Origin of the sequence: Massilibacteroides vaginae (assembly GCF_900178525.1) — a bacterium.
Taxonomy (GTDB): Bacteria; Bacteroidota; Bacteroidia; order Bacteroidales; family Tannerellaceae; genus Massilibacteroides; species Massilibacteroides vaginae.
In genome coordinates this window covers 343,305-364,291 of sequence record NZ_FXDJ01000007.1, presented here as the reverse complement: position 1 = coordinate 364,291, position 20,987 = coordinate 343,305, and the positions used below count along the sequence as shown (strand labels likewise).

The 20,987-nt window shown below is 39.6% G+C and carries 10 protein-coding genes; 4 read left to right on the top strand and 6 right to left on the bottom strand.

Going from position 1 to position 20,987, the window contains the following annotated elements; genetic code table 11:
- Nucleotides 1–6: 6 nt before the first annotated feature.
- Nucleotides 7–3,279: a SusC/RagA family TonB-linked outer membrane protein gene (locus tag B9Y81_RS04500; RefSeq protein ID WP_085535800.1), complete on the bottom strand. Its 3,273-nt coding sequence runs from the start codon at nucleotides 3,277–3,279 to the stop codon at nucleotides 7–9.
- 801 nt (nucleotides 3,280–4,080) lie between these two features.
- On the opposite strand from B9Y81_RS04500, the gene B9Y81_RS04490 reads away from it, so the two are divergent.
- Genes B9Y81_RS04490 through B9Y81_RS04480 form a run of 3 tightly spaced genes read left to right on the top strand, consistent with a single transcriptional unit; the run spans nucleotide 4,081 to nucleotide 8,750 of the window.
- Nucleotides 4,081–5,529, top strand: coding sequence for an ATP-binding cassette domain-containing protein (locus tag B9Y81_RS04490; protein WP_085535798.1), 1,449 nt, complete (start codon nucleotides 4,081–4,083; stop codon nucleotides 5,527–5,529).
- Nucleotides 5,526–7,283 carry a DUF6057 family protein gene (locus tag B9Y81_RS04485; protein ID WP_085535797.1) on the top strand — a complete coding sequence of 586 codons (1,758 nt, stop codon included), beginning with the start codon at nucleotides 5,526–5,528 and terminating at the stop codon, nucleotides 7,281–7,283. The genes B9Y81_RS04490 and B9Y81_RS04485 overlap by 4 nt, the downstream gene beginning before the upstream one ends.
- A 6-nt stretch (nucleotides 7,284–7,289) precedes the next feature.
- Nucleotides 7,290–8,750: a TolB family protein gene (locus tag B9Y81_RS04480; RefSeq protein WP_085535796.1), complete on the top strand. Its 1,461-nt coding sequence runs from the start codon at nucleotides 7,290–7,292 to the stop codon at nucleotides 8,748–8,750.
- A gap of 79 nt (nucleotides 8,751–8,829) precedes the next feature.
- Here B9Y81_RS04480 and B9Y81_RS04475 read toward each other — a convergent pair whose 3' ends face one another.
- The 4 genes from B9Y81_RS04475 to B9Y81_RS04460 all read right to left on the bottom strand — a co-directional run bounded on the left by B9Y81_RS04475 (nucleotide 8,830) and on the right by B9Y81_RS04460 (nucleotide 18,808).
- The gene (locus B9Y81_RS04475; RefSeq protein ID WP_085535795.1) at nucleotides 8,830–10,434 is read right to left on the bottom strand and encodes a RagB/SusD family nutrient uptake outer membrane protein; all 1,605 of its coding nucleotides are present in this window, start codon (nucleotides 10,432–10,434) and stop codon (nucleotides 8,830–8,832) included.
- Between the two features lie 15 nt (nucleotides 10,435–10,449).
- Complete coding sequence (locus tag B9Y81_RS04470; RefSeq protein WP_085535794.1) at nucleotides 10,450–13,641, bottom strand: SusC/RagA family TonB-linked outer membrane protein; 3,192 nt, start codon at nucleotides 13,639–13,641, stop codon at nucleotides 10,450–10,452.
- Nucleotides 13,642–14,049: 408 nt separating this feature from the next.
- On the bottom strand, nucleotides 14,050–15,585 hold the full coding sequence (locus tag B9Y81_RS04465; RefSeq protein WP_085535793.1) for a SusD/RagB family nutrient-binding outer membrane lipoprotein: 1,536 nt from the start codon (nucleotides 15,583–15,585) through the stop codon (nucleotides 14,050–14,052).
- Between the two features lie 13 nt (nucleotides 15,586–15,598).
- A complete protein-coding gene (locus B9Y81_RS04460; RefSeq protein ID WP_085535792.1) occupies nucleotides 15,599–18,808 on the bottom strand; it encodes a SusC/RagA family TonB-linked outer membrane protein in 3,210 nt (1,069 codons plus the stop codon).
- Nucleotides 18,809–19,320: 512 nt separating this feature from the next.
- Here B9Y81_RS04460 and B9Y81_RS04455 point away from each other — a divergent pair.
- Nucleotides 19,321–20,304 carry a diacylglycerol/lipid kinase family protein gene (locus tag B9Y81_RS04455; protein WP_085535791.1) on the top strand — a complete coding sequence of 328 codons (984 nt, stop codon included), beginning with the start codon at nucleotides 19,321–19,323 and terminating at the stop codon, nucleotides 20,302–20,304.
- Here the strand turns inward: B9Y81_RS04455 and B9Y81_RS04450 are convergent.
- Nucleotides 20,276–20,986, bottom strand: coding sequence for a tRNA1(Val) (adenine(37)-N6)-methyltransferase (locus tag B9Y81_RS04450; protein WP_085535790.1), 711 nt, complete (start codon nucleotides 20,984–20,986; stop codon nucleotides 20,276–20,278). The two genes, B9Y81_RS04455 and B9Y81_RS04450, sit on opposite strands and share 29 nt — an antisense overlap.
- Nucleotide 20,987 lies beyond the last annotated feature (1 nt).

Sequence of the window (20,987 nt, the reverse complement as noted above, 5' to 3'; positions counted from 1 at the left end):
TGTTTTTTAGAAGTTAATATTTGCACCAAAAGTAAACACACGGGCAGGCACATAGCCGTTGTCATTTATTCCGTTCCAGGATTGCTGTGGATTTAAACCTTGAAGTTTGTTCAACATTACAAGATTCTCAACACTCGTTGAAAGCACAAGAGACTTTAATCCGAATCTGCTTAAAATTACTTTGGGTATACTATAGCTTAATGTTATATTTTTAACGTTGAAATAATCCGAACTGATCAGGAAGCGGCTTGAAGTAGCATTACTGTACGAGCTATGCGAAGTGTTTAATGCCGGAATTCCGTTGCGATCTATTCCTGTAGAGGCTTGTTCCGGAACCCACGATTTCAACAAATCGGCATGTAGCGCGGATGGAGTTGCTCCGATTGCCATTAATCCCTGATAGGAATAATCTAACATTTTTCCTCCCACCTGGAAGGTAAACAAACCTGATAGTTGAAAATCTTTAAATCTGACCGACGTTGTAAAAGAGCCGTATACATCCGGAATCGCGCTGCCGCTCCAATCCTTTTTACTGTAAGTCGTATTATATACGTATGCTTTTCCATCTATAATGGTGTAATCACCGGTTAATTCTGTTCTGGTATCGTCGGCCTGTTTAGCACCAATACCTTTATAATCCGCATCCGGGATATAGTAGTCCAGGTCATTCAGCTGATAGAGCGAGCGCCCGTTGCTTAGGTCTACTCCTTCAAATTGATATAGCCAGAAATCATAAATGCTATGTCCTTTCATGTATTTCTTCGTTCCGGAAATATATCCGTCTTCCCCATACTCTTCAGGCAGTTTTAATACTTTGTTTTTTATTAAGTTTAGATTAGCACCGATGTTCCATTTCCAGTCTTTGTTGCGTATAACATCAACATCCATCCCTATTTCCACTCCGGTATTCGATACAGAACCAAAGTTTTTAGTAATAGTTGGTCTTCCTGTGTGATCTTTTCCGGTTCCCAAAGAGCCGATCGACGAAGGCAATGAAACATCAAAAAGCAAATCTTCGGAAGTTTTTTCAAAATATTCCAGATTAACATTCAATCTTTTGAAAAAATTACCTTCTACCGCTACACTCAGCGATTTTGCTTTTTCCCAACTAATATCTTTAGCTTCATTCTGACTTTTATAATAGGCTCCATTTCCTCCGTTTTGTGTAGATGCGTAAAGTGCCATCCAACCATAATACCCAACACCTGAGTCCTGACCTACCATTCCGTACGCGGCGCGTAATTTCAGGTAATTAATCCAGTTGGCCTTTTGGATAAACTTTTCGTTAGAAAGCACCCAGCTTCCTCCTACCGACCAAAAGTTTCCCCATCTATTCTTTTTGTAAAACCGGGAAGAACCATCACGTCTGATTGAAACTTCCGCAAAATAAGTATCGTCGTAATTGTAAGCCGCCCTACCGAAATAGCCTTCTGTTTTATAGCCATTCTGATAACCATCCATTGAAGTCATGGTTGTAAAATTGCTTAACTCCATGATGTTGGCAAATTTCTCATCCGTTTTGTATAGATACGTATATTGATATTTGTAATTATAATTTTCGTGTCCAAGCAATACGTCAACATGGTGGAGTTGATTAAAAGTTTGCTTCCAGTTCACCAATTCCTGAATAAGATAGTTTCTGTAACGGTATTCTACTTGCTTCATGCGTCCTTTGCCGGCACCATCCCCAATCTCTGAATTGTTATATGTCTTGTTTGATGTGTTTCGACTGTTCAGGTTTCCCTTAAGCGAAAAGGTTATGTTCTGAGGTAACATAATGTCGGCATAAGCAATTCCGTCGGTTGTGTTTCTGAAGGTTTTGTCTTTATTTAATTCAGTTTCCCACAAGATATGGCGGTTGCCGCTTTGCTTTCTGTTTGTACCTCCGTCATATTTTTTATTACCATTACCATCGAGGATGTATTCTCCTGTTTCCGGATTGTGCAAATGCACGGGATAGATAGGGGCGATATTACGTGAAAAATAGAACGGATTAATGAAAGACGATGAGTTGTCTGTTGCCGATCCGGTCATTTTGTTATACTCCTGACTGGACGCGTTGATGGCTAATCCCGTTTTAAGCCAGTTCGTTGGGGTAACGTCTAATTTTAAGTTACCCGTAATTCGCTCACCACTCGAATATTTCAGAAATCCTTCCTCATTCAGATAACCTAATGACATATAATAGAGGGCTTTTTTTGAACCACCACGAGCACTTAAGTTGTATTGTCCGCGCTGCCCGTTCCTTTCTAAACCTTCATACCAGTCCAGATCATCGGCATATCCTCCCAGTACCTGCGTGCCGGCAGAAAGCTTTCCTTTTGCGTCAAACAACTCGTTCCAGGGTTTGTTGAATATGTTATAATCTTCGCCAATTCCGTCGATTACCGCTTCAAGAACATCGCCATTGGCTTCGTCGTAGCTATTGTACTTCCCTTTTGCAAGACCTTCGGTGTAGATTGCGTTCCGTCTGCCTTGCCAGTAAGCCTCCATGTATTGCGATGGCGACAATCGTTTGTACTCTTTTATTCCGCGCTGATATATCCCTTGGTTGACAGAGGCCTGAATCTGCACACTTTCTTCGCCCAACCTGCCGCTTTTCGTTGTGATAAGAATTACTCCGTTAGCAGCCTTATTGCCATAGAGTGCGGAAGAAGAAGCGTCTTTTAATACAGTAATCGATTCAATATCAACCGGATTAATATCCCCAATGTTGCCTCCCATCGGCACTCCGTTGACCACGAATAGCGGGGAATTGCTGCCGTTGATTGAGTTAAAACCGCGAATACGAATCGAAGATTCATTACCCGGTTCTCCGTAAGCGTTGTTAACCTGTACACCAAGAGCCTGCCCCTCTAATGCCGCCGTTGCCGAAGCAATAGGGCGTCTTTCGAACGATTCGGCTTTGATGTTAGCCACCGCACCGGTAATAGCCTCTTTGCGCTGCTGCCCGTAGGCTACGACTACAACCTCATCCAAAGCCTGCGTGTCAGAATTAAGTATGATTTGTAAGTTTGGCGCTACCGCTACCTCCCTGGTTACCATGCCAATGTATGAAATAACTAAAGTTTTCTCATTATTCGGAACGTTAAGTGAAAACATTCCGTCATTATCTGTTGTAGTTCCTGTCAATGTTCCTTTGACCAGAACTGTGGCTCCGATGATTGGTTCATTATCCTCTTTGGATATAACCACTCCTTTAACTGTTACTGTTTGGCTACTAATTAAAAGTATATTAGTGAAAAGACAAACAAATAAAAAAATAATTCTCATTTTCATAAACAGGCGTTTTTATAGTGTGACATATTGTAACATAATTTAAAAAAAAAGTATAGTGATAAAATAACAGTATTTAGTCAATTTGTAATATTAAGATGATTAAAACTCATGTTTTGTCGAGTCTTGAATTGACAAATATAATTTAAAATATATATAAAACAACACAAGGATAGTTTTAGTCCTTTCTAACTTGCAATAAAAGGCTGTAAATGTGTCTAAATGTCACTTTTTTAAATATATGAAAATTAACAGATATTAGGTTATGGTAGGTGAATATTTAGTAAAATATGCTTTTAAGCAGAAATTGAAAATAAAGTGAAATTTCCGGTAGAAAACCGCTGTTTTATCTTCATTTTGAGCTGAAAAAAAGGCTTGTTTTTTCGTTTTTTAGCGGTGTTTGTATGTTGTTGATAATCAGCGGTATGTATCCGTCGAAAAACATAAAGGTTATTTTTCGAAAAATAAAGGATATCTTTTCAAAAATAAAGGATATCTTTTTTTTATATAGTAATGTAAAAAAAGGCACAAAAAATCATCTTGTTTTGCATGTCATCCTGAGCCTGCCGAAACATCTCATCCCAACACATTGTCATCCTGAGCCTGTCGAAGGATCTCATCCCGTCTGACTATTATTAAACGAAGCCCCATGCAGAGATCTCTCCACTCCGGTCGAGATGACAAAGAGAGAAGGATCGAGATGACAGGGAGGGGAGGGTCGAGATGACGGGGAGAAGGATTATCAACGGGGGAAATCCGCTGATCCGAATAATCTGTTAACTTTGTTCTATTTAAGTGATATTTATGGATGAACAAGGTCTGATTGTAAATTTAAGTGAGATTGTGCCTCGTTTGCCGGAGTTGAGTTTCAAACATCCGGTGAGTTGGATGATTCGGTCGGGAGAGCAATGGGCTGTTGTTGGTCCGAATGGTGCCGGAAAGACGTTGATGGCTGATTTTCTGCAAAGAAAGCATGCCTTGAAGAGCGGGCATATTGAACTTCCGGGAAAAAATGGGGGTGAAACGTCGGTTAAATGTATTGCTTTTAAAGATATTTATTCGCTTACCGATACGCGTAATGCTTTTTATCAGCAAAGATGGCATTCTTCTGAAGCGGAAGAAAGCGCGATTGTGGCGGATTTGATAGGAGGGAAGGATGCTATATCGAACGATATAAGGCGATTGCTTGCCTATTTTGGTTTTGAGGAGCAGCTGGAAAAACGGCTTATTTATCTTTCAAGTGGAGAGTTGCGTAAATTGTTGGTTATACGGGCTTTGCTAACATTGCCCGATTTGCTGATACTGGATAATCCTTATATCGGACTGGACGTGTCGTCACGCTCTTTATTGACAGAATTGTTGAAAGATGTGGTTGCGCTGAGGCAGACTCAAGTGATTTTGCTTTTGTCTGATCCGAAAGATTTGCCGGATTTTATTACGCATGTGCTGCCGCTGAAAGACAGAAATTGTTTTCCGTCAGTGGGTCGTGAAGATTTCCTGACGAACGGTGAATTGAGGGAACGTTTATTTCCCAATGGGGAGGGGTTGCGGTCTTTCCCGGCCTGTATAAACGAAACTGCCGATCACGAAGTGACGCTTCGGATGGAAAATGTTTCGATCCGCTATGGCAGTCGCACAATATTAAGTGAACTGAATTGGGAAATCGGAAACGGCGAAAAGTGGTCGTTGTCCGGCGTAAATGGTGCGGGTAAATCCACCCTGCTGAGTTTGGTTTGCGCGGATAATCCACAGTCGTATGCCAATACATTTTACCTGTTTGACAAAAAACGTGGCTCGGGGGAGAGTATTTGGGATATTAAGCGAAGAATCGGCTATGTTTCGCCCGAAATGCACTTATATTATAATGAGAATGTGCCGGCTTTGCAGGTGGTAGGCTCCGGTTTTTTCGATTCGGTGGGACTTTTCCGCAAGTGTACGAATGAACAGTCTGCCGTTGCGTTACAATGGATGGAAGTATTCCGGATAGCTCATTTGAGCGACTGCCTGTTCTTATCCCTGTCTTCCGGTGAGCAGCGACTTGTGTTGCTGGCACGTGCTTTTGTGAAAAATCCGGATCTGTTAGTGCTCGATGAGCCGCTGCATGGACTGGACGCTTCGCGTAAGCAACAAGTGGTGAGTATTATAGAGCAATATTGTGCGCAGCCCGGAAAAACGCTTATTTTTGTAACACATTACCCGGAAGAACTTCCGGCTTGTGTAGATAAACATTTTATACTAAAGAAAAACCAATGAAAGAAAAGAGGAAATATATTGTATGGGCTTTGTTTTCTTTGTTAGTGATCGCTCTTTTTGTTTTCCTGCAGCAAGAGTATCGTTATCATTTCTTTTTTATCGAGCAAAACTTTATGTTTCGGTCTTCTCTTGATTATATCATGCCTCACCTGGCTGTTCCGGGTGGATTGGCGAATATGGTGGGGGAGTTTCTGATTCAGTTTTATATGTTTCCCTATGCAGGTGCTGCGATAACCACCGCGTTGATCGCACTTGTTGCTTTACTGATAAATGCCCTTTTACGTCAGATCAATTCGGGATATAGCTGGTTGCTACTGGCTTGTATACCGGCGTTAAGCCTGTTTTTTCTTCATTTCGATTTTAATTATAAACCGGCGGGAACCGTTGCTTTTCTATTGATGCTGATCGCTGCATGGGGAGGTTTGGTTATTAAAAATGACCGTTTCCGGTTTGCATATAACCTGGTGGTTGTATCCTGTCTTTTCTGGTGCTGCGGCTCGGTATTTGTCTTATACGCACTGTTGATGGTCTTATATGAATTCGGAACCGGAAAACCTCTTCGGTATTGGTCGCTTCTGCTTGTGTTATTGGCAGGGATTTTGGGCGAGATGAGTGTGCGGTTTGCTTTGATTGGAGAGTATAAGTTGATCTTTCTGCCGGATATGTTTTACCATACCCGATTGCAACCAAAGAGTCTGATTTACTTTTCGTATATCCTGTTGATCTTATTGTATGCTGTCGCATTATGGCTAAAGCCCGTAAAAGAAAAGAAGTTGTTTTTTAAACTCGCTGAACTTACTCTGCCGTTTGTTTTCGTATTGCTTTTTGCAGGTTGGGGTTTACGGGAATATGGTGATGAGAAAGCACAGCATGTGAAAAAATTAGATTATTTTTCTCGTACCGGACAATGGGATGAAGTGATAAACGAATCCCGGGGAAGCATGACCAACTACCTGTATATTTGCTACCTGAACTTGGCGCTTGCCGAGAAAGGCCAATTGGCCGAGCGGATGTTTCTTTACGATCAGCGAGGGGTTGACGGCTTGTTGCTTAAATGGAATAAGACTTTTTCTATTTCAGTATTATTAAGTGACGTTTATTATTCGATTGGTAATGTCGCCCTGGCACAAGAGATGGCTTTTGAAGCATCTGTCAGCGTGTTGGGAAGCGGAAATCCGCGTATGTTGAAACGTCTTGTTGAAACGAATATTATTTATGGCGAATACAAAGTTGCCGGCAAATATATTGATTTATTAGAGCAAACCGCTTATTATAAGAAATGGGCCCGTGAACAACGTCGGTTTTTATATAACGATGCGGCGGTAGAGGAGGATCATTTACTGGGAGAAAAACGACGTGGACTGCTTGTGGATAGTTACCTTTCCAATACAAATGGTTTAGATCGGGATTTGATTAATTTGGCTGAACATTATCCTGCCAATCGGAATCCGATCGAATACCTGGGCGGTCTGCTCCTGTTGGCAAAGGATCTGGAAGGCTTTAAGACTTTGTTGGAAACGTATTACGGCACTGACGTATTGCCGGTTTTGCCAAACGGATTTCAGGAAGCGGTTATTATCCTCTCGGAAAAGATGCCCGAAGAATGGGCTAAGTATAGGGTTGGACAAGCTGTGATCGACCGCTTTGGGCAGTACCGCAAATCAATCCTTGCGAATAAGAACAACCAGGCTTTGCCGCAACTGATGGCGCGTGATTATGGAAATACCTATTGGTTTTATTTTATGTTTAAATAACTGATTATGAGAACTGTCATTTTCTTTCTTTTTATTATACTGACTGCTTGTACAAATTCGTTGCCCGAAGGTGTGAAAGTAGAGTCCTTGCCAGCTGTGTTTCCCGACTATATGGATGTTACGATTCCTCGCAATATTGCTCCGCTCAACTTTAAACTGGTCGATAGCAAACAGAAACTACGGGTACTTTTCAAATCCGGAGAAGCGGAACTTATAGTTGGTGGTACAAACGGAAAGATAACTATTCCTAAAAAGAAATGGCGCGCTTTATTAGAAAAATCCGCCGGAAAGAAGATCGATGTAACTGTTTATGAGAACGAGAAAAATGGATGGAAAATCTATGCCCCTTTTGCTATGTATGTGGCAGATGAACCGATTGATCCTTATATTGCTTACCGTTTGATTGAGCCGGGTTATGAACTCTGGAATCAGATGGGCATTTATCAGCGAGACCTGGAAAGTCATACGCAGACACCTATTATGGAGAATAAAATGACCGGTGACAACTGTATGAACTGCCATTCGTTCTGTATGCAAAATCCGGATAAAATGCTTTTCCACATGCGTGAAACTTATCCCGGCACGATCCTGATAGACGGAGACAAAATAGAGAAACTGAATACGAAAACGGATCAAACGATTTCAAGTTTAGTTTACCCTTCCTGGCATCCGGGTGGGCGTTACGTTGCCTTCTCTGTGAACGCCACAAAACAAGCTTTTCATTTGAACGACCGGAATAGGGTAGAGGTGTTTGATGAAGAATCGGATGTAGTAGTCTATGATACGGAAACGCATGAAATCGTTACTTCACCTGTGCTTTTCGCTAAAGAACGCTGGGAAACGTTTCCTACGTTTTCACCTGACGGCAAAACCTTGTTTTTCTGTTCTGCAGAACCTTATCCCGTAACCGAATTCAAGCAGATAAAATATAGCCTTTGCTCCGTATCCTTTGATCCGGACAATCGAACGTTTGGCTCTACGGTCGATACGCTTTACAATGCCGGTACTGACGGACGAAGTGCGTCTTTCCCACGCGTATCTCCGGACGGGAACCATTTACTTTATACCCTTTCCGGGTACGGTAATTTTTCTATCTGGCATAAAGACGCCGACTTATACCTGATCAATTTAAAAAACGGTACCACCCGCGCAATGAACGAAGTAAACAGTAACGATGTGGAAAGCTATCATTCCTGGAGTAGCAACAGCCGTTGGATCGTATTCAGCAGTCGCCGCATAGACGGTCTGTATACCCGCCCTTATTTCGCCTACATCAATGAAAACGGACAAGCCGGAAAACCTTTCCTTCTACCACAGAAAGACCCCGACTATTACCACCGTTTCATGAAATCCTACAATATCCCCGAACTCATCACCGGAAAAGTAAAACCCCAAGGCCGCTCCATCGCCTTAAAAGCGAAGAATGACCCCGGGGTTGATGTTAAGTTTAAAGGATCACTTCATTAAAAAGAAAAACCCCGGAGTTGCTCTTCGCTGTAAAGGAGAAGAATAACCCTGGGGTTGTATGAGGTTTATGAATTACCTATCAATCAATATCAGCAACAGGAGTAGGGAATGGTGCAGATGGATTATTGTCTGAAGGACTTAATAACGGATTTGCATTAATCTCTATTTCCGGAACTCTCCATAGCATAATATCAGATTTTGCCGGGATGTTGAAAACCATTGTTGCATCAGGATAACCTGCACCACGACGATCAATGGATTTCTTCAGACGCATAATATCAAACCAAGCTAATCCTTCTCCCCAAAGTTCAATACGGCGTTGGCGGTGAACTTCTTCCTGAATTTCGGCCGGTGATGATGCTGTACAAACATATTCCGGATCACGATAAGTTTTCACGAAGTTTTCTAAAGTGGTCTTTCCATTGCCGGTTCCACTCATTGCCTCAGCTTCAGCCTGGATCAGGTACATTTCTTCTACACGCATAAGAGGAATATCATTTGCATTGGTTGAAGTTCCAACTTCATTATTATAGGGTGCAAATTTAACATGCGTATAAGGTGCATAACCATTTTCTTCAACGAATGCCTGATAGTCTTCGTCCAGGTTTTTAGAAAGTGTATCTGTGTCTAACCACCATCCTTTTCGTACGTCTGATTCAGGAATAGAATTCCATAGCTTTTTATTAATCTGATGACTACCACTAAAGTTAGCGTATCCGTAGCTTAAAGAACCATTATGTGAAGGCCAGTTTACAATACCGGAAGTAACAACACGGTCTGTTTCTGCAATAATAATACCCCATAACCAAGAAGCATCATTTGAATCAGACATGGTTGGAACAGAAACTTGGCTAATACTGTAAGGTGTTGCTCCTGATAAACTAATAGCCTGCTTAGCATCACTTGCCGCTTCTGCCCATTTCTCCATGGTTAAATTAATACGAGCACGAAGACCATAAGCAACGCTTAAGTTGATGTAACGTTTATCTCTACGTTTTTTACCGGCTTGTTCCGCGTTAGTTAATAACTCAACAGCCTGATTGATGTCTGATGTGATTTGTGTGTAAACCTCTTCAACTGTTGAACGCTTAACACCATCAACCGGTGCTGTTTGTGCGTTTTCTTCTGTGATGAGAGGTACACAAAGAGCAGACTTATGGTCTGTGTAGTTAAATTGATAAAGTTGTGCAAGCACCCAATAGTCGAACGCGCGGGCAGCAAGAGCTTGTCCTAAATAAAATTGAGCTGTTGGGTCTTCTGTTGCAGGATCAATACTACCAATTACGTTGTTTGTTACATATATCATTTGATATAAAGTGTTCCATACAATTTTTGATTCATTTCCTGCAAAGTTGCGGTCACTGAAGTCGAGGCTGTTTCCTGTCCAGTTGTATCCGTTGTCGCTACTTAAGTAGTCGATTCCGTTGGATTCTGTGAAAAGCATAATCGCCGGATAACCAAAGTCATTATGCCGGGAGCTTGCCGGAATCGCAGTCATATACGAACTGAATTGGGCAAAAATAGCAGTAACACCAGCTTCTGCTTTGCTTGGGTCGTTAGCGACTACGTCTCCTTTTTGATCAGAGGTAATGATGTCGCCCTCTGGGAATGTGTCCATATCGACACAACTATTCAGCATCAAGGCTGATACTACGACTAATATATATTTATTTAATGTTTTCATATATCACTGTATAATTTAGAACGTAACACTTACACCGCCTGAGATAGTGCGGATTGGAGTATAAAGTGAGGTTGTTGAAGAGGTAAAGCTCTGACGTGGATCTAATCCCTGACGGGCAGAGAATACAGCAATATTGTCTGCTGCAACATAAACACGTATTCTGCTTATTGTCATTTTCTCCGTTAAGCTTTTAGGTAGTGTATATCCTAAAGCAATATTATTAAGAGATAAATAATCAGAACTTGTAATCCATCTGTCTGATTGACTGTTTGAATATTGATCTGATGTCTTTAAGCGAGGAACATTTGTGTTTGTGTTTAATGGAGTCCAGGCATTCTGTATATCCATGTGCCAGTTACGTCCGCTATTAGAAGAAGAACCTCCGTGCATTAATGCCGCATAACCGCTATCATAGATTTTACCCCCTAATTGGTAAGAGAATTGGATGTTGAAATCAAATCCATAAGCATTTAAAGATGTACCGAATCCTCCATATACTGTTGGCAATAAATCATCTGTACCTTCTTTGAAATTGCTGGCAGTAGACCAGTTATTTGTTGTGATAGGTTTGCCTTCATCGTCTTTGCCTGCAAAGTACAAAGCTTCACCTGTTTCCTGATCAACCCCTGCGTATTTTACAAGATACATACGGTACATTGATTCACCTTCTTCATAAATGCGAGTGCCGGTTATCATTTGACCACCAAGGTCTGGGTGTAATTCCAAAATCTTATTCTTAATGAATGTCGCGTTCAGGTTTACGTCCCAAGATATATTTTTGTTTTTCACAATCTGATAAACAAGTTCTGTTTCTAATCCTGTGTTACGCATTGAACCGATATTCATAGGGATAGCAGAATAACCTGAAGATGGAGCAACTGGTTTGTTATAAAGCATATCTTTAGATTCACGTCCGAAATATTCGATTGTACCGGACAAGCGATTGTTTAATACTGAGAAGTCCGCACCAATGTTGTAAGACGTAGATGTCTCCCAGGTAATGTCCGGATTTCCTTTATAATATAACGTACCGTCCGCAAAAATACCATTTGCACCTGTTACTCTGAACTGGTCGATGTAAGGATAGTAGTTTCTGGTTTGGCGAGCGTTGTCATAACGTAAGTCATCATTACCTTGTTGACCAAATGATGCTTTAAGCTTTAACATATTCAACCAAGTCTGTTCTTTTAAAAAGTCTTCATTCGAGATCATCCATGCAGCACTTGCGGAATAGAAACTACCCCAGCGATTGTCTTTGCTGAAACGGGAAGATCCGTCACGACGAAAAGAAACACTTCCGAAATAGGTGTCTTTGTAGTTGTAATTTACACGACCCAAGAATCCTTCTGTAGAATATCTTTGAGCAGAACCATAAGACTTGCGTTGGTCGATTGTGTTATTTATATAATATGAATTGGCATTATATAAATTCTGTCCGGAAGCTTCTACTAAAGCGCTTTCAAACTCATAACCATCGTATCCTAAAGTAACATCTACATGATGATCATCTTCAATGGTGAATTGATAATTACCAATGTATTGTTGGTTGAATCCATATAGACGCTCGTGCTGTTGATAAGCAGTACCTCCATAAGATGCGCTTTGTCCGTATTTTGAATTTCCTAATGAGTTATAACGTGTGTTGTCAATATTTAGACCATAACGTGCGGTTAGGGTTAATCCTGCTATAGGCGTTAATTCTCCAAACCAGGTGAAATTCATAATGTCACTCAGATACATTTCTTTATTATACACTAAATCTCCCGTAGGATTTGAGATAGACATGAAATTACGATTGCCTTTAGTGCTTTTCCCATCTCCATAATCATAAACCGGACGACCTTTATCAAGCATGATATTTCCGTCTGCTCCTCTTACATACATTGGAATGACCGGAGCCATATTATTAGCAATAAAGAATGAGTTTCCTGAAGACGCTGTAGCAAAGGCATCCTGATCGCCCGGAGCACGGCTGTTTGAGTATGTGTAACCAAAGTTACCTCCCACTTTGAACCAGTCTGTGATTTTGTATTCACCCTTCAGACGACCTGCATAACGCTCAAACCCTGAATTACGAATAATACCCTGATCATTTAAGTAGCCAAAAGAACCGTAGAAGTTCATTTTATCAGAGCTTGCTGATACGCTGACATTATATTCCTGACGCATGTTGTTAACAAATGATTCGTCTTCCCAGTTATCAGGAGTGTAATAATAAGTTCCGTCGTTATAACCTAAAACAGCGTTTGGATTTAGTTTGCCATCCATGCCGATAACTTTTTCACCGGTAGGAACCGTGTAGATCGGATAACCAAATCCACCACCTCCTTTAGAGAATAAGATGTTATTCGCCTTAGCGTTGGTTGATTCCGGAGTGCCTGTACCAATGTTGGCATTGTAAATAGCCTGATAAATTCCTTCGGTATACATCTGTGGAGATCTCATCACATCGTAGTTCTTTGTTGCACGACTGTTAGAACCTACCTTCGCGTCAAAGTTAACCGTAGCTTTGCCGGATTTCCCTTTTTTCGTTGTTACCATGATAATACCATTGGCACCACGAGCACCGTAAAGTGCAGTAGAAGCAGCATCTTTCAATACAGTCATAGATTCGATGTCTTGTGTATTAATAGAAGATAGGTCTCCGTCAAAAGGAATACCATCCACTACATATAATGGGTCCATACCTGCATTAATAGAACCAACACCACGAATACGAATTTTGGCAGAAGTACCCGGCTGTCCGTTATCACTTAATACTTGCACCCCTGCAACCGTACCGGTTAACGCATTTGACAAGTTGGAAACCTGGCGAGCTTCGATTTTTTCGGCTTTTAGCACAGATGCCGAACCGGTGAAAGCACCTTTGGTTGTAGTACCATACGCGGTTACCACCACTTCATCCAGATTTTGCGTATCCGATTGCAATAACACTCTTACATTCGATGACACAGCAACTTCCTGTGTAATCATACCAATATAAGAAATAACGAGAGTTTTAGCGGAACTTGGCACATTCAAAGAGAACGCTCCATCGAGATCTGTTACAGTTCCTACTGTTGTGCCTTTCGCCAAAATGGAGGCACCAATAATTGGCTCATTGTCTTCTGCAGAGATTACAACACCTCTTACCGCAGTTGTTTGAGCGCTAACTAATCCTATGCTCATAAAGAGGCATAGCAAAAGATAAGTCAACTTTTTCATCATAAACACACACTTGATTAATTTAACCTATAGTAATAAATAAAGTTCCGATATAAAGTTCTAGGGCAGAATGCTAAGATTAGCTGAGTTCGTAGAAGTCAAATAAATTCTAAATACAAAAAATAAGTGCTATTCTATAAAAGTTCTTTTCTAAAACTTATTCCAATGCAAAAATAAATATAATATTTAAAAAAACAACTAAAGATAACACTATGATAAAATAAATTGATCAAAAGATAGATAGAAATGTGACAGAAAGTTTTTGTTTGGGGCGAAGTTTATTCTAAATGTAGTTTTGCTTCCAGTTGGAAGCTGTCTTTATGAGGGAATGTATATCTAACTGTTAGATGTGAAAAAGGCTATCTCATTTGTGTTGATGAGATAGCCTTTTATTAATTTTGTAGTTGTTGATTAGCGGTTTCCACCAGCCCACCAAACAGGTTCTGTGTACACATATTTGCCATCCCCATATGCTGCTTCTACATTCGGATTTGTGGTTGTATCACCATTTCCGTAGGGAGCACGTAAAGGGAATTTATTGGGGTTTTGCAATTCATAAAAGTCATTACCCATAGCTTTCATACGACGAACATCATTATATGCTTCTGTTGATTCTCCATTAGAACCCCAAAATGCAATATATTTCTGGATCATAACCGTCTTCAAAGCATTAGCAGAAAATAGAGGTGCAATCTTCTCATCATAATATTGAGCCGCATCTTCTGCTGTAACTGGGTTTGTTGATGATTTAAGTTTCCATATTCCATTAATTGCTTCTTGAACATTATTTTCCATATTTGCAAATCCTGAAATTACAGCTTCCCTAAGTGTCTTGTTTGCTTCATCTAATCTGTTAAGATGCACTAAAGCTTCTGCTTTTAGGAATAACATCTCATGATAGCTAATTAAATGAATTGGGGCATAGGTCGCAGCAATGAAAACTGATGTTGTAAAGCCTAACTGGCTTTCAAATCCTCCTCCATTCGGTTTGATGTTAATGCCTTTAGCTGTGGCAGATGGGAATATTTCTTCTGTTTCTGGATCCCAAAAACAGCGTCCGATTCTTGGGTCATCCAAAGTCACTAAGCGGTCAAACATACTTTTGCTGGCACCAAGTCCTCCACGAGCTGAGTTTATTCCCCAAACAGGATTGTATTGTGAACCTCCAAAGACGTCAAAAGAACATTGCTCAGAAGAAGACGTAAAAGATTTAGATACGCAATCTAAAACCGTTTCCATATTAGCCTGTACATTTGAACTTTTATGTAATAAACGCATTGTATAACGTGCTTTCAAAGCGTAAGCAGTTTTTAACCATAAATTAGCTTTCCCTCCGTAGATCAAGTCTTGTGTCGCCATACCTTTCAAATCGCTTTTTTGAAGATTTACAATTGCATCATCAATATATTTTAGAATATCTTGATAAATGACTTCTTGTTTGTCAATCACTGGATTTTTTGTGATGGTATAATCTCCTGCTTCTTTCCAAGGTACATCTCCATACATATCAGTAAGAATTGCGAGGTTATAAGCTGCTAATATCTGTCCAACACCAAGTGTTATATTATTACCTTCTTCTAAACCACCTTCAGAACATTTGCTTATTACGTTTTTTGCATTTTTAAGAGACTGATAGGTAGATCCCCACGTATTATTAAATGTGCTTGAACTTGATGGCTCTCCATTTCTCATATCTGCTCTTAAAAACTGATTATGCGTTCCCAGTTCATGTTCAATATAAATAGAGAAATAGGCATTGAAATCTCCTCCGACTGAACTGAATGCAGTTTTTGTCATAACATCTGAGATGATATATCTAGCACTTACGTCTGTTGTATGATCTCTATCTTTGTTAATTCTGTCCATTGTATCTTCTGAACAAGAACTAGATAGAAAACCTACAACAATAACACTAAGAATATTTTTTGTTATATTTTTGATTTTCATTTTGCTTAAATATTTAGAATTTTACATTAACTCCAAGGCCATAGCTTGCTGTTCCCGGTAACGAGAAACGTTCGAATCCTCCAGCCATATTATTATTTCCTTGAGATGATTCCGGATCTAATCCACCTTTCAGTTTTGTCCAAATAAGAATATTACGAGCAAAAGTGCTTATGTTTACGTTAATGCCGTTTTTATTCCAAACCGGATAGCTGATTGATATTTCACGAAGTTTAATGAAATCATTATCAAAAACTCCAGCCTCAGAAATGCCGCTCATTGCATCTAGATAATAATAAGCATTACTATGCTCATTATACTGGTTCTCTTTTGGAGCTTTTACGGGGATGTCGTTAGGAGAATACGATCCATCAGGATTTAGCTTAACAGCTGGTTTATCGAAGAAAAATTGTGATTTATCGCGAAGCTCCTGTGAATATTTTGTTGTACCATAGTAATTCGCTGTATTATATGTACCGTTATACATTTGCCCGCCACATTTCCAATCAAAAGTTGCAGCTATTTTAACTTTGAATATCTCAAAATTTGTGTTGAATCCAAGATTGAAATCAGGAGCGATATCTCCTATTTTACCTTCTGGACCACGAGTTGGTAATCCATTTTGATCAACGACAATTTGACCTTCATCATTACGTTCAAAAGTAGTTCCATATAAAATAGGAAATTTTTCTCCTTTTTGTAAACGTACCTGAGGATCAACGAAACCTCCTAACATAATACTTTCTACACCTTCGGCTAATTCATCAACATAATTATCGATTTTAGAGAAGTTGAAGGCAAAATCCCATTTGAAGTTTTTGGTGCTAATAGGATTAATTGCTAAAGTGACCTCATGTGCATCCGTATGAACTTTACCGCCATTTGTGATAAGCTCAGCAGAACCTGTTGATCTGGCAATAGGGACCGCAAATATTTGATCACTTGTATTTTGTCTTGAATAGGTGTAGTTGATGGAAAATAGACCATTGAAGAATGTTAAATCTGTACCAATTTCCCACGAACGAGTGTTTTGAGGCTTTAATTTCGGATCATAAACAGTTAAACTTTGTGTATAAGCTGAAATGCCATTTAACGGATACATGATTGGAGTTCCACTAAAAAATCCTCCACTATAAGTAGGTAGAGTATAATATGACTCATAATAATCTTCACCCATACCTACTTCTGCAAAAGAACCACGGATTTTAGCATAAGTTAAAATATTGTTTTTTAAAGGCTCAAACTCTGTAAGAATCCAACCTAAGGATACCGACGGATAGAAATAAGTTCTATTGTTACGAGGCATATAAGAAACTACGTCTTGACGTCCGGTTGTGTTAAAGTAAATCATATTAGCATAAGCAAAAGATACATTATAGAAATTACCAACAGTTCTCCTATGTTTAAATGTTGAAAAACTTTTTTGTGTTGTTGCATTATCCATATGATTCCAACCTGGGAAATTGAAGTCCAGACCTTGAGCCCTAACCATCTTTCTTTTCTTCTGAACTAATTCGTTACCTACCATAACATCTAAAACCATATCGGAATTAATATTCCAGGTATAGATAGCTGTTAGCAGTGAGTTCGCTTCCACAACAGAAATGTTGCGTTCGTTAATCTCTCCTTTTTTATTAGCATGTCCATATCCGAAAATATCACTGTATCCAGACGAATATGAATCTACCCCTAATTGATACTTAATATCTAATTTATGATTTTCTGTATTCAATTTTGTTGTGTAATTACCGAAAGCATTACCAAAGAAGCGTTGGTTTTTTTCTATGTTTTTGTTATGTTCAACATTCCAATACGGACCGTTAAAACCACTTGTCGCTCTAAATGTATTTTGAGTATATGGGTCGCCTTCTATGTGGTTTGGTATTCCTGCCAGATCATAACTTGCTGGTGCTCCATATAATGTTGCAACTAACCCATTGTTTGCTCCGGTTGATTTTTTGATTGTTGAGCTCACAAAATTTCCGGAAAATCCTGTTTTCCAGTTTTGGTGCAATTGTGTTTCTGCAGCTATCCTGGCATTGTATCGATCCATGCCAGTGTTGGGTACTATACCATTTTGTGTTGAATTACCAATGGAAAAAGAGTAGTGTCCTTTTTCCATAGCCTGAGCTATATTAATGTTATTACTCCATGTGACTCCAGTGTCAAAGAAGTCATTAATATTATCATAAGCTTGAGGCGTAGCCCAAGGGTCTAATCCCGCTTTTTCTCGTTGAGGAACATAGTATTGTCCTTCTTTCTTTCCAAATTGTTGAGTGTATTTATTATCCGTATTTCCCCCGTATGTTGGGTCATTTGCTAATTCTGAAATAAGCGGTCCCCATGAGGTTGATGCGTTTGGATTGAATCCACCACTATTGGTGCCTTGAGCATATTTTTTTTGATACTCAAACTTTGTTGATGGCTTGTCGAAAGAAATGTTAGAGGTGAATGTTATTTGAGGTTTACCCGCTTTTACACCTTTACCACTTTTTGTTGTAATAATAATAACTCCATTTGATGCACGCATTCCATATAACGCAGAGGCTGCTTGACCTTTTAAGATGTTGATACTTTCAATATCATTCGGGTCGATGTCAACAGCACGACCTGCATAATCTGCTCCCGTTACAGAACTACCTGTATCTAACTCAGGTGTTGATGCTATTGGCATACCATCAATAACATATAAGGGAGTGTTGTCTCCAGAGAAAGAACGTGAGCCGCGAATAGTTATTTTAGAAGAGGCACCAGGCATACCGGATGATGATGATATCTGAACCCCTGAAACTTTACCTTGTAATGCTCCTGCAAAACTGGTATTAGCTCCTTTTGCCAGATCTTCAGCTTTAACATCTTGTACAGCATAACCCAAAGCTTTCTTTTCTTTAGAAATACCTAAAGCAGTTACCACCACTTCATCCAGATTTTGCGTATCCGATTGCAATAACACTCTTACATTTGATGCTACGGCGACTTCTTGGGAGGTCATGCCTATGTAAGAGATAACGAGAGTTTTTGCGGAACTTGGCACATTTAGAGTGAATGCACCATCAAGGTCTGTAACGGTACCAACCGTTGTGCCTTTAACGAGTATTGAGGCACCGATAATAGGCTCATTGTCGTCTGCGGAGATTACAACTCCTCTGACAGCAGTAGTTTGAGCACTAACTAATCCTATACATATAAAAATGCATAGGAGCAAATAAGTCAACTTTTTCATCATAAACACACACTTTTAGTGATAAAATAAACTAGAAATACTAATATATCTTCTATTTAAGAAATAATAGAAAAATAGTTCTATTATGCTTTTTTACTTTAAGATGTGCAAATATAGTAAAAAATATAAAAAAAATAACATTTTTATGATGTAACTGACTTTTTGTTGTTTAGGTTATTTTTTTGAACAGAAATTTAAGGGTTTTGTCTTGGTGGAAATCTCGTTTTTAATTAAAAGTATGATTTGATTATTATAAAGGTTCTTTTTATGATTATATACTATATTTCTCTTTTTCTATATCTGTGGAAAAACTTTTCTATATCTGTGGTAAAGTTTTTCTATATATATGGAAAAAGCAAAATAAAGGATATGTTTTGAAAAATGAACTAAGTAAAGAGAAGTTTATCTTTATATAATGTACGCATGTGTACATTAATTATAGTTTAATGCAGTGGTGGTATTTTTTTTTAATATCATAAAAGCATTACTTTTGTCGTTCAAATGTAAAAACGGTTATGAGTATTGGTGATATAAAAGTTCAGGCGATAATCAATCCGATTTCAGGAGTAGGGTCTAAACGTAAGATTCCCCGGATGTTGGAGCGTGTTTGCGAAGAAAAGGGTTGTCCGCTGTCTGTTGCATTTACGGAATATCCCGGACATGCCAGTGAACTGACCCGCAAAGCTTTGGAGGAGGGGTATACCTGCATCATTGCCGTAGGTGGTGATGGTACTGTTAATGAAATAGCGAAAACAATGCTTCATTCCGACGCTGTGTTGGGGATTATTCCTAAAGGTTCGGGAAATGGGTTGGCCAGAGAGTTGCATATTCCTATGGATGTGAAGCGGGCGGTTGATGTACTTACAAAAGGGCATGTTAGTGTGATTGATGCTTGCGAAGCCAACGGTAGGGTTTTCTTTTGTACGTGCGGTGTGGGGTTTGACGCTAAGGTTAGTGAGTCTTTTGCGCAGGAAAAACATCGTGGTTCGCTTACTTATATTAAGAATACGATTGAAGAGTACCTGAATTATAAACCGGAGCCTTATGAGTTAATTGTAGATAATCAGACAATTAAGGAGAAGGCCTTTTTGGTGGCGTGTGGAAATGCTTCCCAATACGGAAATAATGCTTTCATTGCTCCTCATGCAAATATTAAGGATGGGAAAATGGATATTACCATCTTGTCGCCCTTTACTCCGTTGGATATTGCTCCGTTAGCTATACAGTTGTTTACGAAGCAGATAGACCGCAATAGTAAGATAAAGGTGATGAAGGCAAAGAATGTTTCCATCATACGTCAGCATTCCGGATTAATGCACCTGGATGGTGATCCGGTTATGGCCGAAAGCCGCATTGATATTTCCGTAATGTCAAAATCGTTAAGGGTTATTACGCCTGAAATTGTATCATTAACGGAGGGAATGAAGAACATGTTTGATGATTTTACGCGTTACTTTGAAAATAAACTACCTACATTTTTAAATAGAAATCTTTTGTAAGTTCAGTGTATTCTTGGGTGTATTTGTGTCGAGACGCTTCGATTGTCAGTTCCTCGCGTATACACTCCGTGTTATGGGTACCTATTTCTACTAAAATTCGTTTGTAGTTTGCCTCGGGTGTAGGTCGTACATATGTTTTTTTGTTGAAATAGAGGTTGGAATCCGCTACTATTCGATTTAATTCCGCTTCCTGGTCATAAGGCAATATAAGGGCAAGGCATCCCGATGGGGCAAGGCGTTTAAGACTGTCTTCAACCAACGATTGCAGACTGAGACTACCGTTATGGCGTGCCAAATTGCGTTCATGAACAGGAGATAGGAGGGAGGCTTTAAAATAAGGAGGGTTTGATACTATCAGATCGTATAGCTCATTGCTTTTTTCGGCAAATTCGTTCAATGAAGTATGGTATACCCGGATGCGTCCATTAAATATAGACCCGGCAATGTTTTCCGTTGCTTGTAAACAGGCCGAAGAATCAATGTCGATCGCAACTATTTCCGCGTCAGACCGCTGGGCAAGCATCAACGAAATCAGGCCACTTCCGGTGCCGATATCTACTATTTTTCTTTTTCCGGAAACGGTAGCCCATGCACCTAATAACACACCATCCGTACCCACTTTCATGGCGCATTTATCGTGATGGATAATAAATTTTTTGAATTTGAAAAACGAAGTTGGCATA

Bases quoted from the DNA above. Each gene is read 5' to 3' on its own strand.
- B9Y81_RS04485 (WP_085535797.1), top strand. From the start codon at position 5,526: ATGAAAGAAAAGAGGAAATATATTGTATGGGCTTTGTTTTCTTTGTTA.
- B9Y81_RS04475 (WP_085535795.1), bottom strand. From the start codon at position 10,434: ATGAAAACATTAAATAAATATATATTAGTCGTAGTATCAGCCTTGATG.
- B9Y81_RS04465 (WP_085535793.1), bottom strand. From the start codon at position 15,585: ATGAAAATCAAAAATATAACAAAAAATATTCTTAGTGTTATTGTTGTA.
- B9Y81_RS04480 (WP_085535796.1), top strand. From the start codon at position 7,290: ATGAGAACTGTCATTTTCTTTCTTTTTATTATACTGACTGCTTGTACA.
- B9Y81_RS04460 (WP_085535792.1), bottom strand. From the start codon at position 18,808: ATGATGAAAAAGTTGACTTATTTGCTCCTATGCATTTTTATATGTATA.
- B9Y81_RS04500 (WP_085535800.1), bottom strand. From the start codon at position 3,279: ATGAAAATGAGAATTATTTTTTTATTTGTTTGTCTTTTCACTAATATA.
- B9Y81_RS04490 (WP_085535798.1), top strand. From the start codon at position 4,081: ATGGATGAACAAGGTCTGATTGTAAATTTAAGTGAGATTGTGCCTCGT.
- B9Y81_RS04470 (WP_085535794.1), bottom strand. From the start codon at position 13,641: ATGATGAAAAAGTTGACTTATCTTTTGCTATGCCTCTTTATGAGCATA.
- B9Y81_RS04450 (WP_085535790.1), bottom strand. From the start codon at position 20,986: ATGCCAACTTCGTTTTTCAAATTCAAAAAATTTATTATCCATCACGAT.
- B9Y81_RS04455 (WP_085535791.1), top strand. From the start codon at position 19,321: ATGAGTATTGGTGATATAAAAGTTCAGGCGATAATCAATCCGATTTCA.